The sequence below is a fragment of the Vibrio sp. 10N genome, assembly GCF_036245475.1.
Lineage (GTDB): Bacteria > Pseudomonadota > Gammaproteobacteria > Enterobacterales > Vibrionaceae > Vibrio.
Map to the genome: position 1 here is coordinate 1,936,227 of NZ_BTPM01000001.1, position 12,600 is coordinate 1,948,826.

General features: G+C 41.6%; 20 protein-coding genes. 2 read left to right on the plus strand and 18 right to left on the minus strand.

All coding sequences use genetic code 11. The features are described from left to right. Positions 1–100: 100 nt before the first annotated feature. From AAA946_RS08975 to AAA946_RS08995, 5 genes are all read right to left on the minus strand, one after another. A complete protein-coding gene (locus tag AAA946_RS08975) occupies positions 101–406 on the minus strand; it encodes an NIPSNAP family protein (protein ID WP_338164554.1) in 306 nt (101 codons plus the stop codon). Between the two features lie 592 nt (positions 407–998). Continuing rightward, a complete protein-coding gene (locus tag AAA946_RS08980) occupies positions 999–1,406 on the minus strand; it encodes a bleomycin resistance protein (protein WP_338165810.1) in 408 nt (135 codons plus the stop codon). A 130-nt stretch (positions 1,407–1,536) separates the two neighbouring features. Then, positions 1,537–2,115 carry an O-methyltransferase gene (locus tag AAA946_RS08985; protein WP_338164555.1) on the minus strand — a complete coding sequence of 193 codons (579 nt, stop codon included), beginning with the start codon at positions 2,113–2,115 and terminating at the stop codon, positions 1,537–1,539. 146 nt (positions 2,116–2,261) lie between these two features. Beyond that, a complete protein-coding gene (locus AAA946_RS08990) occupies positions 2,262–2,669 on the minus strand; it encodes an NUDIX hydrolase (RefSeq protein WP_338164556.1) in 408 nt (135 codons plus the stop codon). A gap of 142 nt (positions 2,670–2,811) precedes the next feature. Beyond that, positions 2,812–3,225, minus strand: coding sequence for a hypothetical protein (locus tag AAA946_RS08995; protein WP_338164557.1), 414 nt, complete (start codon positions 3,223–3,225; stop codon positions 2,812–2,814). A gap of 752 nt (positions 3,226–3,977) precedes the next feature. On the opposite strand from AAA946_RS08995, the gene AAA946_RS09000 reads away from it, so the two are divergent. Together AAA946_RS09000 and AAA946_RS09005 are read left to right on the plus strand one after the other, a co-directional pair. Continuing rightward, entirely contained in the window at positions 3,978–4,223 is a 246-nt protein-coding gene (locus AAA946_RS09000; protein ID WP_338164558.1) for a type II toxin-antitoxin system CcdA family antitoxin, read from the plus strand. Beyond that, positions 4,223–4,540 (plus strand): CcdB family protein, encoded by a 318-nt coding sequence (locus AAA946_RS09005; RefSeq protein WP_338164559.1) that lies wholly within the window; start codon positions 4,223–4,225, stop codon positions 4,538–4,540. The genes AAA946_RS09000 and AAA946_RS09005 overlap by 1 nt, the downstream gene beginning before the upstream one ends. Positions 4,541–4,650: 110 nt before the next feature. Here AAA946_RS09005 and AAA946_RS09010 read toward each other — a convergent pair whose 3' ends face one another. From AAA946_RS09010 to AAA946_RS09070, 13 genes are all read right to left on the minus strand, one after another. Continuing rightward, entirely contained in the window at positions 4,651–5,115 is a 465-nt protein-coding gene (locus AAA946_RS09010) for a hypothetical protein (RefSeq protein WP_338164560.1), read from the minus strand. Positions 5,116–5,248: 133 nt separating this feature from the next. After that, the gene (locus AAA946_RS09015; protein ID WP_338164544.1) at positions 5,249–5,749 is read right to left on the minus strand and encodes a signal peptidase II; all 501 of its coding nucleotides are present in this window, start codon (positions 5,747–5,749) and stop codon (positions 5,249–5,251) included. A gap of 140 nt (positions 5,750–5,889) precedes the next feature. Beyond that, a complete protein-coding gene (locus AAA946_RS09020) occupies positions 5,890–6,345 on the minus strand; it encodes a GNAT family N-acetyltransferase (protein ID WP_338164561.1) in 456 nt (151 codons plus the stop codon). Positions 6,346–6,459: 114 nt separating this feature from the next. Then, a complete protein-coding gene (locus tag AAA946_RS09025; RefSeq protein WP_338164562.1) occupies positions 6,460–6,837 on the minus strand; it encodes a hypothetical protein in 378 nt (125 codons plus the stop codon). Between the two features lie 147 nt (positions 6,838–6,984). Further along, on the minus strand, positions 6,985–7,362 hold the full coding sequence (locus AAA946_RS09030; RefSeq protein WP_338164563.1) for a hypothetical protein: 378 nt from the start codon (positions 7,360–7,362) through the stop codon (positions 6,985–6,987). A 138-nt stretch (positions 7,363–7,500) separates the two neighbouring features. Further along, complete coding sequence (locus tag AAA946_RS09035; RefSeq protein WP_338164555.1) at positions 7,501–8,079, minus strand: O-methyltransferase; 579 nt, start codon at positions 8,077–8,079, stop codon at positions 7,501–7,503. A gap of 144 nt (positions 8,080–8,223) precedes the next feature. Continuing rightward, complete coding sequence (locus AAA946_RS09040) at positions 8,224–8,568, minus strand: hypothetical protein (RefSeq protein WP_338164564.1); 345 nt, start codon at positions 8,566–8,568, stop codon at positions 8,224–8,226. Between the two features lie 133 nt (positions 8,569–8,701). After that, positions 8,702–9,565, minus strand: a complete 864-nt coding sequence (locus tag AAA946_RS09045) for a hypothetical protein (RefSeq protein ID WP_140277295.1) — start codon at positions 9,563–9,565, stop codon at positions 8,702–8,704. A gap of 123 nt (positions 9,566–9,688) precedes the next feature. Then, positions 9,689–10,081: an HIT family protein gene (locus AAA946_RS09050; RefSeq protein WP_338164565.1), complete on the minus strand. Its 393-nt coding sequence runs from the start codon at positions 10,079–10,081 to the stop codon at positions 9,689–9,691. A 144-nt stretch (positions 10,082–10,225) separates the two neighbouring features. Next, on the minus strand, positions 10,226–10,633 hold the full coding sequence (locus AAA946_RS09055; RefSeq protein WP_338165809.1) for a bleomycin resistance protein: 408 nt from the start codon (positions 10,631–10,633) through the stop codon (positions 10,226–10,228). A 129-nt stretch (positions 10,634–10,762) separates the two neighbouring features. Beyond that, positions 10,763–11,074: an antibiotic biosynthesis monooxygenase gene (locus AAA946_RS09060; RefSeq protein ID WP_244355911.1), complete on the minus strand. Its 312-nt coding sequence runs from the start codon at positions 11,072–11,074 to the stop codon at positions 10,763–10,765. Positions 11,075–11,222: 148 nt separating this feature from the next. Further along, entirely contained in the window at positions 11,223–11,741 is a 519-nt protein-coding gene (locus AAA946_RS09065) for a GNAT family N-acetyltransferase (RefSeq protein ID WP_338164543.1), read from the minus strand. Between the two features lie 118 nt (positions 11,742–11,859). Then, entirely contained in the window at positions 11,860–12,495 is a 636-nt protein-coding gene (locus AAA946_RS09070; RefSeq protein ID WP_338164566.1) for an NAD(P)-dependent oxidoreductase, read from the minus strand. Between the last annotated feature and the right edge of the window lie 105 nt (positions 12,496–12,600).

The following is a 12,600-nucleotide window of genomic DNA, read 5'->3' on the forward strand; positions in this document are numbered from 1 at the left end:
GCCACTGCACCCAAGCAAAGCCACCGTAGTCACTAAACTCAATTCAAACCAAAACCGGCAACTGTTAGCTGTCTGCTTGAACAATTTGTTATGCGCGTGGTTAGTCGAGCACTGGTCTGAAAAAGCTACGTTCATAGCTAATGATACAATTTGTATCTTCAGCAAATTGAAAAGCAGCAATACACTCTTTGTCTTTAAAAGAATCAGTACGATATGTTTCGTAAGCTGCGAGACTTGGGAATGAAAACAAAGCTAAGGCCACATTATTAGCACCTTCAGAAGGTAAGAAATAGCCGTGATGTTGCCCACCAAACTTCCCTACGAGTGGGATCCACATTTTCGCGTATTCTTCAAATTCACTAACCTTTGATGGATCAATGATATATCTCAGGTAACAAGTAACCACTTATTGAACTCCTTTCATCGTTTTTCCTATTAGCGCATAACGCCTTGCTAAGTTGCAGCTAACTGCCACAACACTCAAGCAAAGCCACGTAATCACTGAATTCAAACAAACCAAAATCGCCGAGCGTTAGCTGTCTGCTTGAGCAATTTGTTAGCTTTTTTCGTGCGATGCAGCCGACGTTTGGTACCAAGGTTTTAAAGAAACGCTCCAAAACTGACGCCGCCGACGTAACCAATGCAGAAGCATTGAATTCTCCACCAACTTGCTGCCAAAGATGGCGATACTTAAAGGCGACTCACGGCTCTTGCGCTGAAGCTGACTGCCAAGTGCACCTTACTCTAAGTTGATTGACGCCCTTCCCAGACAAAAGAAACAACAGGTGCGGGTTTGCGATTTTCCACGGACGAGCAGGTGTAAAGCTAGGACGATGAACCCCTACTCCAATGAACTTAACCGAGAAAGCTAACGCCTTGTTAAGTAGCAGCTAACCACCACTACACCCAAACAAAGCCACCATAATCACTGAACTCAATCCAAACCAAAATCGCCAACTGTTAGCTGTCTGCTTGAATAATTTGTTAGGTGAACATTGTCACCGCATATCCTCACAAAACCTGAAAAGATACCCATCTGGACTACTAACAATAAACTGCACCTGAGTGACGTGCTGCTCATTGACTCGATACGACTTTGTTTCTTTGGGAAGGAATATCGTGTCACTACATGCTGACTGAATCTTCGAGTAGAGTGTTTCGATGCCAGTTACATCCCACTGGAAGTTAATACCTCTACCCAAAGGTGGTTCGAGCTTTCCTGACAACCATTTACGAGAGTTGCCTTGAACACCCTCGAGCATCAAATCTAGACCCTCTCGGGTTAAATACACAAACTGCTCTTCTTCACGCTGGTACTTAATACTAAAGCCCAAAATATCAACAAAGAATGCTAAATTGTCATCAATACTTTGGACATATAACTCTGGGACTATTTTCACCGCAATAACTTCCTTGTTCACCTAACGCCTTGTTAAGTAGCAGCTAACTACCACTGCACCCAAACAAAGCCACCGTAATCACTAAACCCAACCAAACCAAAATCGCCAAACGTTAGCTGTCTGCTTGAACAATTTGTTAGGCTACTTTCACGCACATAACTATACCTGTTGACCAACAAAGCTTTGATACAACAAGATCATCTCGTTGTGATAAGTGAGCTATCAGCGCTCGAACCTTTTCATTGTGCTCTTTTGACCAATCCTCACGAATTTTCATATCGTCTATGATGTAAAAACCACCAACTTTGAGGCAAGCTAGAGTTTCATCTAGGTAGTGGTATTTACCCGGCCAAGTATCCGCAAATATCAAATCGACCGACGATGGAGAGATTTGATCGATAACATCTTCACCATTGGACAAAACGATATCTATTCGCGGATCTTCTCCTAGATAACTTCGAGCTATCTCAATATTTTCAACCGAATTATCTACCGTTGTTAATTTCGAGTCTTCAGACATTCCATGCAATATCCATGAAGTACAAAGACCTGTGCCAGTCCCTAGCTCCAAGAAATACCCTGATTGCTTACTCGCAGCCAAAACAGCTAAAAATGAACCTATCGGAAGCTCTGATAATTGAGGAAACCCAATTGCGTATGTGGCTTTCAATATTGCTTCATATTGTGTGGGATAAACTTCCACTGTCTCGTTCATATACTTTTCCTTGTAGCCTAACGCCTTGTTAAGTAGCAGCTAACTACCACTACACTCAAACAAAGCCACCTTAATCACTAAACTCAACCAAACCAAAATCGCCGACGGTTAGCTGTCTGCTTGAACAAATTGTTAGCAATTGAACTCTACCGGTTGAGATAGTCTCTTAATCGCTTCTGGTTAGAGGGCACCGCATCTAGGATCGATAAATAGGTTTCCACATCCATAAGTTGCCAATACTGCCCCTCATCACCAAACTTGATGTCATCCAGCTCATCTTGCGAGATTGTCACTGCGAGAAGAAACGCCCAACCAGAGCCCGTATGACTGAGAACTTTTTGCTTATAGTGGATTCGGGACTGGCACAGTTGGATTCCAAACTCCTCTTTGAACTCTCGGAGAGCACACTCCTCCGGTGTTTCATTACCTTCACGGCCACCACCGGGAAAGTCCCAACAATTTGGGAAGGAGATCGTTGAGATATCATCTCTTTTGTAGGTAATAATTTGGTCGTTACAATGAACGACTAATTTGCATCCTTTGAAATGCTGCATCTTGCCGTCCTTTAATATTGCTAACGCCTTGCTAAGTTGCAGCTAACTACCACAACACTCAAGCAAAGCCACCTTAATCACCGAACTCAACCAAACCAAAATCGCCAACTGTTAGCTGTCTGCTTGAGCAATTTGTTATGTGCTAGCACCGATACTTGATATTCTTCTCGTCACACCAGTCTTGCAGAGCCTGGTGCAATGCTAGATTTTGGTATTCATACCACTGTTCTAGCGCACCAATTTGTTCAATGTGTATTCGAAACTTTGAGAACGCCCCTTTGCGGCTAAAGTACTGAAAAACTTCATCGTACTCTTCTGGGTACTTAGTCGAAATGAAATCAAGTGCTGTAGTGCGTCCTAACCCAAGATCTTGTTTACTCGGCAAACTGCGATACTGTTCGTTTGTGTATAGATCCGTTGGTGCTTCTTCCTCGACGCCATCACCTACATAATAGATTTTTCCCGAGACAGTATCCAAGTATGCCTCTGCCCCAAAACTAGGGTCGCCAGAGACAAACTCTACCGCCAACTCTAATTCGTCAAAGTTGATATCCATTTGTTCCCCTCATTCACCAAGGCACATAACGCCGCGTTAAGTGGTGAACAACGCAAACCACTATACCTAACCCTTTGTACCTTAAACACTAAATTCAATTTAAACTGAGATCGCCAAGCGTTGTGAATCCGCCTTAAACGCCTTGTTAGGCGAAGTTTCCCACCGGGGTTTAAGGTTGTTTGAAAGCAGATTACCCGAAACCGAATAAGCAACCAAACACCCGCTAACTTTTTGTGATTCAAGAACCACAAATATCACTATGTTTCAGCCAAGGTTTCAACAACCACGAAATGCAGACTTTCAGCGTTCAAGTTGCTTTTGAGGAAGCGAAACATAAAGCTGCAAACTTAAAGCGAGAACGAAAGCCTCAATTGACTTGCCCTTGCCACACTTTGAGCCATCGAAACTTGCCACCAACCAACGCTGAAAACCAATGAGGCAACCCATGAGCATTGACATGTTTTACGGTTAGAGAGGTTCAAGGATTTGAGCCGACAATGGTGAATTGCCGACTTAGAAAAACGAATGCTCAAAGAGAACTAAGAAAATGAGAACAGAGAACTTTCCTGCCCGTCGCCTAACGCCTTGTTAAGTAGCAGCTAACTACCACTGTGCCCAAACATAGCCACCGTAATCACTAAACTCAACCAAACCAAAATCGCCAAACGTTAGTTGTCTGCTTGAACAATTTGTTATATGCCTTTTTATCACATATACTTTATGCGTACTACAGATGCGCAGAGGAGAAGACCATGCCGCACACCTACAGCACAAACGCACCAAAGAAAGCGACAAACCTTAGCTTAAACAGCGAGTTGCTAAGTGAAGCTAAACGTCTAAACATAAATCTTTCCGCGACGATGGAAAAAGCCCTAGAAAAAGAAGTTCGACAGCAACTGAAAGCTGAGTGGCTTGAACAAAATGCCGAAGCCATTGAAGCATGCAACGAGCTAACTGAAAAGCATGGACTTTTTTCTGATTCATACCGAGTATTCTAATGTCACAATTTACGCTTTATAAAAACAACGATAAAAGCAATGCAACCGCTTACCCTTACTTTGTTGATGTCCAAAGCGAGTTGCTGGATACACTTAATACTCGCTTGGTTATTCCATTAACTCCACTAGAGTTAATTGAAAAAAAGACACCAACCCACTTATGCCCGACCATCCACATTGAAGAAGGAGACTTTGCGATTCTTACCCATCAGATGGCAAGCGTACCCATTAAAATCCTAACAGATCCAGTTAATGAGCTGAGTACGTTTAGGAATGAAATTGTCGCTGCAATAGACTTTTTAGTGACTGGCATATAACGCCTTGCTAAGTTGCAGCTAACTACCACTATACTCAAGCAAAGCCACGTAATCACTGAACTCCACCAAACCAAAATCGCCAAGCGTTAGCTGTCGACTTGAGCAATTTGTTAGCTTATTTCGCTAGCCATACCTACTAAAACTACATACCCATTATTTAGTGCATGAATAAAACAAGCCACTTGCACTCCCGCTTTCGTTGAGGTCAATTTCCATATTTGAAATGCTATCCCAAAAATAACAAACGGAACGAATGTGATTACACCCCAAAGAGGAAATACCATTGAGTGCAGCAAAGAGAAAACTAATGCGCATAAACAGGCAGAAAGTATCACATGCTCTGTAAATTTATTGATGAATACTAATATTGCTGCCAATAACAATGTTTCTATCACTGGACTAAAAATCACAGCTCCCAAAATATCAGCAACAGTCAATGCATACATCGGTGCATCAGATGGAAGGCCAAAAACTAGATCAATTATCACGGCCAACAGTCCTGCAACACCAAAAGAGATAACAGATGCTTTCAGACTGTACACTATTTTTGAGCCATTACCGTTTAGTAAAAACACACCGATAGTCCTTATAAGCTAACGCCTTGTTAAGTAGCAGCTAACTGCCACTGCACTCAAACAAAGCCACCGTAATCACTAAACCCAACCAAACCAAAATCGCCAAACGTTAGCTGTCTGCTTGAACAATTTGTTAGAAGTTCCCATTTCTCAGATCTAATTTTGAGTTTGCAAAGACAAACATGACGCCACCTGCAACAATTGCTATGTCCGCTACATTAAAAACACCCGTCCTCAATGAGCCCACACCAAAGTTTAAAAAATCAATCACCGCTCCATTGTTTACTATTCGGTCATATAAATTGCTTGCGCCACCCGATAAAAACAACGTCAATGCAACAACTTGAGCCGTATTGAGGCTTTTGGAGCAAGCTACATATATTAGCAATGCTGATAGGAAAATAGCTATAGCAACGACGAAAATATAAAAACGGTACTCACTAGAGAGTGAACTACCTAAACTCAAGAACGCTCCCGTATTCTCAAAATACCCAACTCGAAAGATGTCATTGAGATAACTGTCCATGTAGAATTTGGGCAAGTAGTTTGAAGCTAATGCTTTAGTTGCTTGATCACAACCTACACAAAAAGTTGAGATGGCAACTATTAACATTAATTTGATATAGAACTTCATAATGCGCACTTACTCCCTGTAACTTCTAACGCCTTGTTAAGTAGCAGCTAACTGCCACTACACCTAAACAAAGCCACCGTAATCACTAAACTCAACCAAACCAAAATCGCCAAACGTTAGCTGTCTGCTTGAACAATTTGTTATGAGGCGGGCTTCCACTCCATCGATACAAAATTATCGTCTGCTTCTATAGTCTCGTATCCGATGCTCTCGTAAAATGCGATCGCTTTATTATTGCGAGTGAAGCTTGATAAGGTTACTCGATCTTTCTTATTAGCAATCGCCTTATCGTGAACCATAGACATTACACAGGTTCCAATTTTCTTACCCTGTTGCGATGGAGCAACGACTAGAAAGTGGATATGAAATGCATTCTCATATGGCTTAAAGCAAAGCAAACCTACTCGTTGCTTCTCTATGTAGATCCAATGAAACCAATTACTCTGATATTCTGTTTTAAGTCTATTTCGCTGGAAATCGTCGTCCCAGCCAAAAACTGCGTCTACATGATGAAATAGCCCAGATTTTATAACGGCAAGAACCTCTTCAAACTCATCTTGTAATACCGATTCTATTTCTATATTCATTAGCCTCATAACGCCTTGTTAAGTAGCAGCTAACTGCCACTACACTCAAACAAAGCCACCAGAATCACTAAACCCAAATCAAACCAAAATCGCCGACTGTTAGCTGGCTGCTTGAACAATTTGTTATGCGACTGGTGGTGATAGCTTTGAATTTGACATTCTTACGATCTGACGGACGGGTTGCAAATGAATTTCAGCAATAATTGCGGATACAAAACCCATTATCACCACAGGAATGCCAACAGAAAAACTAAACCACATCGCACCACTTAACTCGGGCTGTCCCCACTGACTAAAAATCGATGATAGAATTGAAGAAAGTACCAACGTCAAAGCGATAAGCTGAGTCCAAGTATGAGTCGACACTACAAAAGTATTTGAATAGGCACTTTTACGAATAATCGCCTTACCCGTTAATGCCCCCATTTTCACTCGAATACTTGAATTGCTGCCAGATACTTCATAACCCTGAGCAACTAACTCATCAACTATTTCTTCCACTCGAAACTCCTTTTTCTGGGTCGCATAACGCCTTGTTAAGTAGCAGCTAACTGCCACTGAACTCAAGCAAAGCCACCGTAATCACTAAACCCAACCAAACCAAAATCGCCAAACGTTAGCTGTCTGCTTGAACAATTTGTTATGTTTTCAGTTGAACTTTACAGCATCGCCAACACACTTGACTGATGCCCAGCAATTGTTAATCCAGTCCGTATCAGAGTTTGTTTGACAAAATGTATATATAACAGCATCAGCCCCAACTAAGGCTGCTTCTATTTTTAAGCCTTCTACAGCCTCATGATCTGAAATGTCCTGTTCTTGGTATTTATTTCTATTACACGATAGCCCTGTAACCGTTTTAATTGTTTCAAACTTTTGTTTAGGAGCGCCTTCATATACTTTCATTGAAGCAGCTTTAGCCCTTTGCTCACCAGTCAAATTTTCTACTCTTACATTAGATGCACAACCGACTAGCGATAAAGACAAATAGAAAAAGGCCACACGACCATATTTTGAATCCAACATTGATACATTATCTCCTTTGAAACATAACGCCTTGTTAAGTAGCAGCTAACTACCACTGCACCCAAACAAAGCCACCGTAATCACTAAACCCAACCAAACCAAAATCGCCAAACGTTAGCTGTCTGCTTGAACAATTTGTTAGGCTACTTTCACGCACATAACTATACCTGTTGACCAACAAAGCTTTGATACAACAAGATCATCTCGTTGTGATAAGTGAGCTATCAGCGCTCGAACCTTTTCATTGTGCTCTTTTGACCAATCCTCACGAATTTTCATATCGTCTATGATGTAAAAACCACCAACTTTGAGGCAAGCTAGAGTTTCATCTAGGTAGTGGTATTTACCCGGCCAAGTATCCGCAAATATCAAATCGACCGACGATGGAGAGATTTGATCGATAACATCTTCACCATTGGACAAAACGATATCTATTCGCGGATCTTCTCCTAGATAACTTCGAGCTATCTCAATATTTTCAACCGAATTATCTACCGTTGTTAATTTCGAGTCTTCAGACATTCCATGCAATATCCATGAAGTACAAAGACCTGTGCCAGTCCCTAGCTCCAAGAAATACCCTGATTGCTTACTCGCAGCCAAAACAGCTAAAAATGAACCTATCGGAAGCTCTGATAATTGAGGAAACCCAATTGCGTATGTGGCTTTCAATATTGCTTCATATTGTGTGGGATAAACTTCCACTGTCTCGTTCATATACTTTTCCTTGTAGCCTAACGCCTTGTTAAGGGGTGAGCAACGCAATACTGAAGCTCCCGCACACCACCTTAATCACTAAAACCAACGCATAGTAAAAATGCCACGCGTTGCGAATCCCTCTTGAACAATTTGTTATGCATATCACCTTTCTCGGATTTCAACAGTGTAATCGGGCGCATCTTCCCATTTGATTGTTTTAACGGCTCCAGTGCAGCCACTACGTGTCGTTCTATAACTTGTAATACCGGTAACCTTTTTATTCGTAAACCAAATGATTTTATGATCGTTATATCCAAAACCAGCTCCAGAGACACAGTATTGCCAAGCTTCTTTTTGCTGTTCAAATTGTCGATCATAAGGGAGCCCTAAAACATCGATTACTTTCTCTTTTGAATCTCCGGCATCAATTAGGATCGTTTTATTATCTAGAGTACCGCACCCGCCTAGGGCAGCTGATATCAGGAGAGGCAACAAGAATTTTTTCATTAGTTTCTATCTCATATATCGATGTGTATGCATAACGCCGCATTAAGGTGTGAGCGACGCTTGGCTATACTTGAGCGAAGCGAAACTGCCAAGCGTTGCGAATCACTCTTAAATGCTTTGTTAGCTAGTGCATTTAACTGAATTTAAATGTATCTGGGTCAAACAATGGTAAGTGCATTGTTTCTCCATGCCGCAAGCCTCGACCTAAAACAGAGATACCATTTCCATTTGCCTTATCCCAGCGAACAGCAAAAGGTTTAGAGTTAAGGTGCTGATATACCTTGACCAACTGTGGTGCACCACCAACATGAGGTGAAGCTCCCTCCCTAATCATGTCTCGAAGAACCTCAAAAGGCTCCATATCTAAACCATCACCGTCTTTGATCCCGCGCTCCTCGAATAGTTTGATTAGCCTTTCCTTTGCCATTTTTTCAACGTCTTCATCATCTTTTGGTAAAGAGTCCTTACGCCTCAAAGCTTGTCGTTTTGCCGAGAGTGAAGCCTCTGGATCACCCAATATGACCATTTTCCGATTGGTACCTAGACCTCTCCAAGTTTTAACTTCTCCATGTCTAAATTCACGTTCTCCAGGGTTAAAATAAAACTTCCAGATTATGAAGTCTTTCTTTTTCCATGAATAACCACCAAAAATAATCCGTAATACTGGTTCCTCAAAACTATCTTGACCAAATGAGAAGTCGCTTATGTCAGCCAACATCCCGTTAATAGCTTTCAAAAGAAACGGCTTAACTTCTGTGATATCAATTTGCCTTTCTTTAGAACCTCTATGAAGAGATACAGAATTGATTGCCGCATGTATAAATGGGTAAGCAAATTGAGTATCTCCTGCAAAGGTGATTGCGCAATCTCCTCGAGGTAGAGGGAACACCTTCTGGCAAGAATCCCATGCACAACCAAACCTAAGCCTGCTATCAGAACTAAATACTAATTCTTGATAGTCTCCGACATCCCGAACCCAAGCCATAGATAAAGTCATATTTTACTTTCAACCTCTTAATTTAACCTGCGCTTGCTAACGCCAAGCTAAGTTGCACGAAACCGTGGCATATACTTTGCGAAGCAAAAATGCCACGTGTTTAGTGTCGACTTAAGCGCCTTGTTATAAGCCTGCCAACGATGCACGCAGAGCCTCTAAATTCTGAACACCAATATTACTACTAACCCACCCAAATCCATCATCATCAAACCTTGGGAAAATGTGGAGATGATAATGGTCAAGCTCATTACATTTCCCGTTATTCTGGATAAATGAGATGCCATCAGGCTTATATTTCGTAACCAGCCGTGCGTACAAATCCTTCGCTACTTGCTGAATTTCAGCGTGTACAGATTCTGGTAAATCAACAAATGATTCATAAGGGAAAGTAGGACAAATTAGAAGATGCCCAAAATTGATTGGGTCATGGTCTGCGAAAGCAATAACATTCGGCGACTCGTAAATAATTACAGCCTCTATTTCACGCGATACTATTTGTTCGACTACTGTAGCCATTTTTCACCTTTGCTTATAACGCCTTGCTAAGTTGCAGCTAACGGCCACGATACTCAAGCAAAGCCACCATAATCACTAAACTCAACCAAACCAAAATCGCCGAACGTTAGCTGTCTGCTTGAGCAATTTGTTAGGTGAACATTGTCACCGCATATCCTCACAAAACCTGAAAAGATACCCATCTGGACTACGAACAATGAACTGCACCTGAGTGACGTACTGCTCATTGACTCGATACGACTTTGTTTCTTTGGGAAGGAATATCATGTCACTACATGCTGACTGAACCTTCGAGTAGAGTGTTTCGATGCCAGTTACATCCCATTGGAAGTTAATACCTCTACCAAAAGGTGGTTCGAGCGTTCCCGACAACCATTTACGAGAGTTGCCTTGAACACCCTCGAGCATCAAATCTAGCCCCTCTCGAGTTAAATACACAAACTGCTCTTCTTGACGCTGGTACTTAATACTAAAGCCCAAAATATCAACAAAGAATGCTAAATTGTCATCAATGCTTTGGACATATAACTCTGGGACTATTTTCACCGCAATAACTTCCCTGTTCACCTAACGCCTTGCTAAGTTGCAGCCAACAGCCACGAAGCTCAAGCAAAGCCGCGTAATCACTATACTCAACCAAACCAAAATCGCCGACTGTTAGCTGTCGACTTGAGTAATTTGTTATAGCCACATATTCTCTCGGACTTCATAGTGCTTTACATGTCGCTCTGGGTTTAGTTTATATTTCTCATCTTCAGGGTATAGTCTTGCAATACTAATATTTTCTCCAGAGAAGGCTTTAATACACTCAATATCTTCCCAAAAAGTAAGCAAAGTAATTTCCGTACTATTGCCCAAATCTCGCTTTAAAATTTGTGCACCTACAAAACCCTTTGTGTCTGAAGTATCTTTGATTCCAGTTTCGTAAAGGTACCCTATGAATCCGTCCTCATGCTCTTTAGGACAAGTTGCTTTCCATTCTCTCGCTATCACAAATACTCCATTTTTTGCTGTGGTTATAACGCCTTGCTAAGTTGCAGCTAACGGCCACGAAACTCAAACAAAGCCAACATAATCACTGAACTCAACCAAACCAAAATCGCCAAACGTTAGCTGTCGACTTGAGCAATTTGTTATACCATCATGCGCACGAAACCCAATATCTCGCTATTGGATTGGGAAAGACTTTTCCTTGCACAACTTTATCAAAGTTACCGCCATTGCTTTCAATGACCTTGCGCGATGCGATGTTGTCTTCATCAGCCGTGATCAAAGCGGTAGTAATCCCTAACTCTAATGCTTTTGGCAGAACAAGTTTAAGCATTGACTTGCCAAAACCTTTAGAACGAAAACTTGGTGCAATATCGTAACCAATATGACCACCCTCAAAGCTGAGGAACTCGTTGTCTATCGTGTGTCTAACCCTAATAGCACCAATAACTTCACCAGCATTGGACGTTAACCAAAAATGACTACAAGGAACATAACCTTCACGTAGGTTTATACCCTTTTCTTCGTTTGTCAGACTTTCTATGTAGTTATCAAAGTCAGAATATCCCTGCTCGTAATAATCCGCATTTTCAGGATCATTAACTGCGAAATCATAATAAAACTCTGCAAATGCTTCTTTATAATTTGCTGATGGTGATATTAAATACATTAACTCTCCTGATGGTATAACGCCAAGCTAAGCTGTGAGTGAACGTGTGCCATAATGAAGCGAAGCGGAATCGGCACGCGTTTACGAATCAGACTTAAGCGCCTTGTTAGGTGTTTTTTCATACGCCCCCAATATTGACACAAGAGCCATCCCTACTCACATCTTCAACACAATCCAGAAAGAATCTGGCTACATCTGTTCGTGGTATAGGTTTAGCGAAATGTGCTGTGTGTCCTGGTAGTAACTTGTACTGCCCGTTGGCAGGCTTATCAGTTAATGCGTAAGGTCTGACAACAATAAATGGTAATCTCGTTTCACTACGAACGCGTGCCTCTGCATTTTCATAATCCTTAAACCCTGCTCGCCCACCAATAAGTGTTAATGATATTTTGATCAGCCAAGAAGACCCTCCTACTCCAACACTAGAAATCATCAAGCACCGTGGTGGACTGGATTGCTCTGCCGCAGCTTTCATTATATTTTCTGTGGCATTAGACATAATCTGCACATTCCGACTAGGATTACCTAGAACACTGACTACAACATCAGCCCCAGTGACAACTGCAGTGACATCTTCGGCATTGGTAGCATCCCCTTCAATAACTTCAACGCGATTATCATTATTAAGCTCAAAACTGCTACGTTTTCTAACCAACACACGAAGGGAGTAACCAGAATCGAGTGCCATTTTGACAAACTCACGTCCAACCTTTCCAGTGCAGCCAAATACAGCAATACATTTATTCTTAGTCATATATAACCTCTTTTTTGATGTTTGAGATTCATGTCAATACCTATGGGTGCACGTGTTGACACCTAACGCCTTGTTAAGTAGCAGCTAACTACCACCAAACTCAAA

What these genes read in the sequence shown, in the direction of transcription:
- AAA946_RS08985 (WP_338164555.1), bottom strand. Translation starts at nt 2,115, where the DNA reads ATGAACGAGACAGTGGAAGTTTATCCCACACAATATGAAGCAATATTG.
- AAA946_RS08990 (WP_338164556.1), bottom strand. Translation starts at nt 2,669, where the DNA reads ATGCAGCATTTCAAAGGATGCAAATTAGTCGTTCATTGTAACGACCAA.
- AAA946_RS08995 (WP_338164557.1), bottom strand. Translation starts at nt 3,225, where the DNA reads ATGGATATCAACTTTGACGAATTAGAGTTGGCGGTAGAGTTTGTCTCT.
- AAA946_RS09000 (WP_338164558.1), top strand. Translation starts at nt 3,978, where the DNA reads ATGCCGCACACCTACAGCACAAACGCACCAAAGAAAGCGACAAACCTT.
- AAA946_RS09005 (WP_338164559.1), top strand. Translation starts at nt 4,223, where the DNA reads ATGTCACAATTTACGCTTTATAAAAACAACGATAAAAGCAATGCAACC.
- AAA946_RS09015 (WP_338164544.1), bottom strand. Translation starts at nt 5,749, where the DNA reads ATGAAGTTCTATATCAAATTAATGTTAATAGTTGCCATCTCAACTTTT.
- AAA946_RS09020 (WP_338164561.1), bottom strand. Translation starts at nt 6,345, where the DNA reads ATGAGGCTAATGAATATAGAAATAGAATCGGTATTACAAGATGAGTTT.
- AAA946_RS09030 (WP_338164563.1), bottom strand. Translation starts at nt 7,362, where the DNA reads ATGTTGGATTCAAAATATGGTCGTGTGGCCTTTTTCTATTTGTCTTTA.
- AAA946_RS09035 (WP_338164555.1), bottom strand. Translation starts at nt 8,079, where the DNA reads ATGAACGAGACAGTGGAAGTTTATCCCACACAATATGAAGCAATATTG.
- AAA946_RS09040 (WP_338164564.1), bottom strand. Translation starts at nt 8,568, where the DNA reads ATGAAAAAATTCTTGTTGCCTCTCCTGATATCAGCTGCCCTAGGCGGG.
- AAA946_RS09045 (WP_140277295.1), bottom strand. Translation starts at nt 9,565, where the DNA reads ATGACTTTATCTATGGCTTGGGTTCGGGATGTCGGAGACTATCAAGAA.
- AAA946_RS09050 (WP_338164565.1), bottom strand. Translation starts at nt 10,081, where the DNA reads ATGGCTACAGTAGTCGAACAAATAGTATCGCGTGAAATAGAGGCTGTA.
- AAA946_RS09065 (WP_338164543.1), bottom strand. Translation starts at nt 11,741, where the DNA reads ATGTATTTAATATCACCATCAGCAAATTATAAAGAAGCATTTGCAGAG.
- AAA946_RS09070 (WP_338164566.1), bottom strand. Translation starts at nt 12,495, where the DNA reads ATGACTAAGAATAAATGTATTGCTGTATTTGGCTGCACTGGAAAGGTT.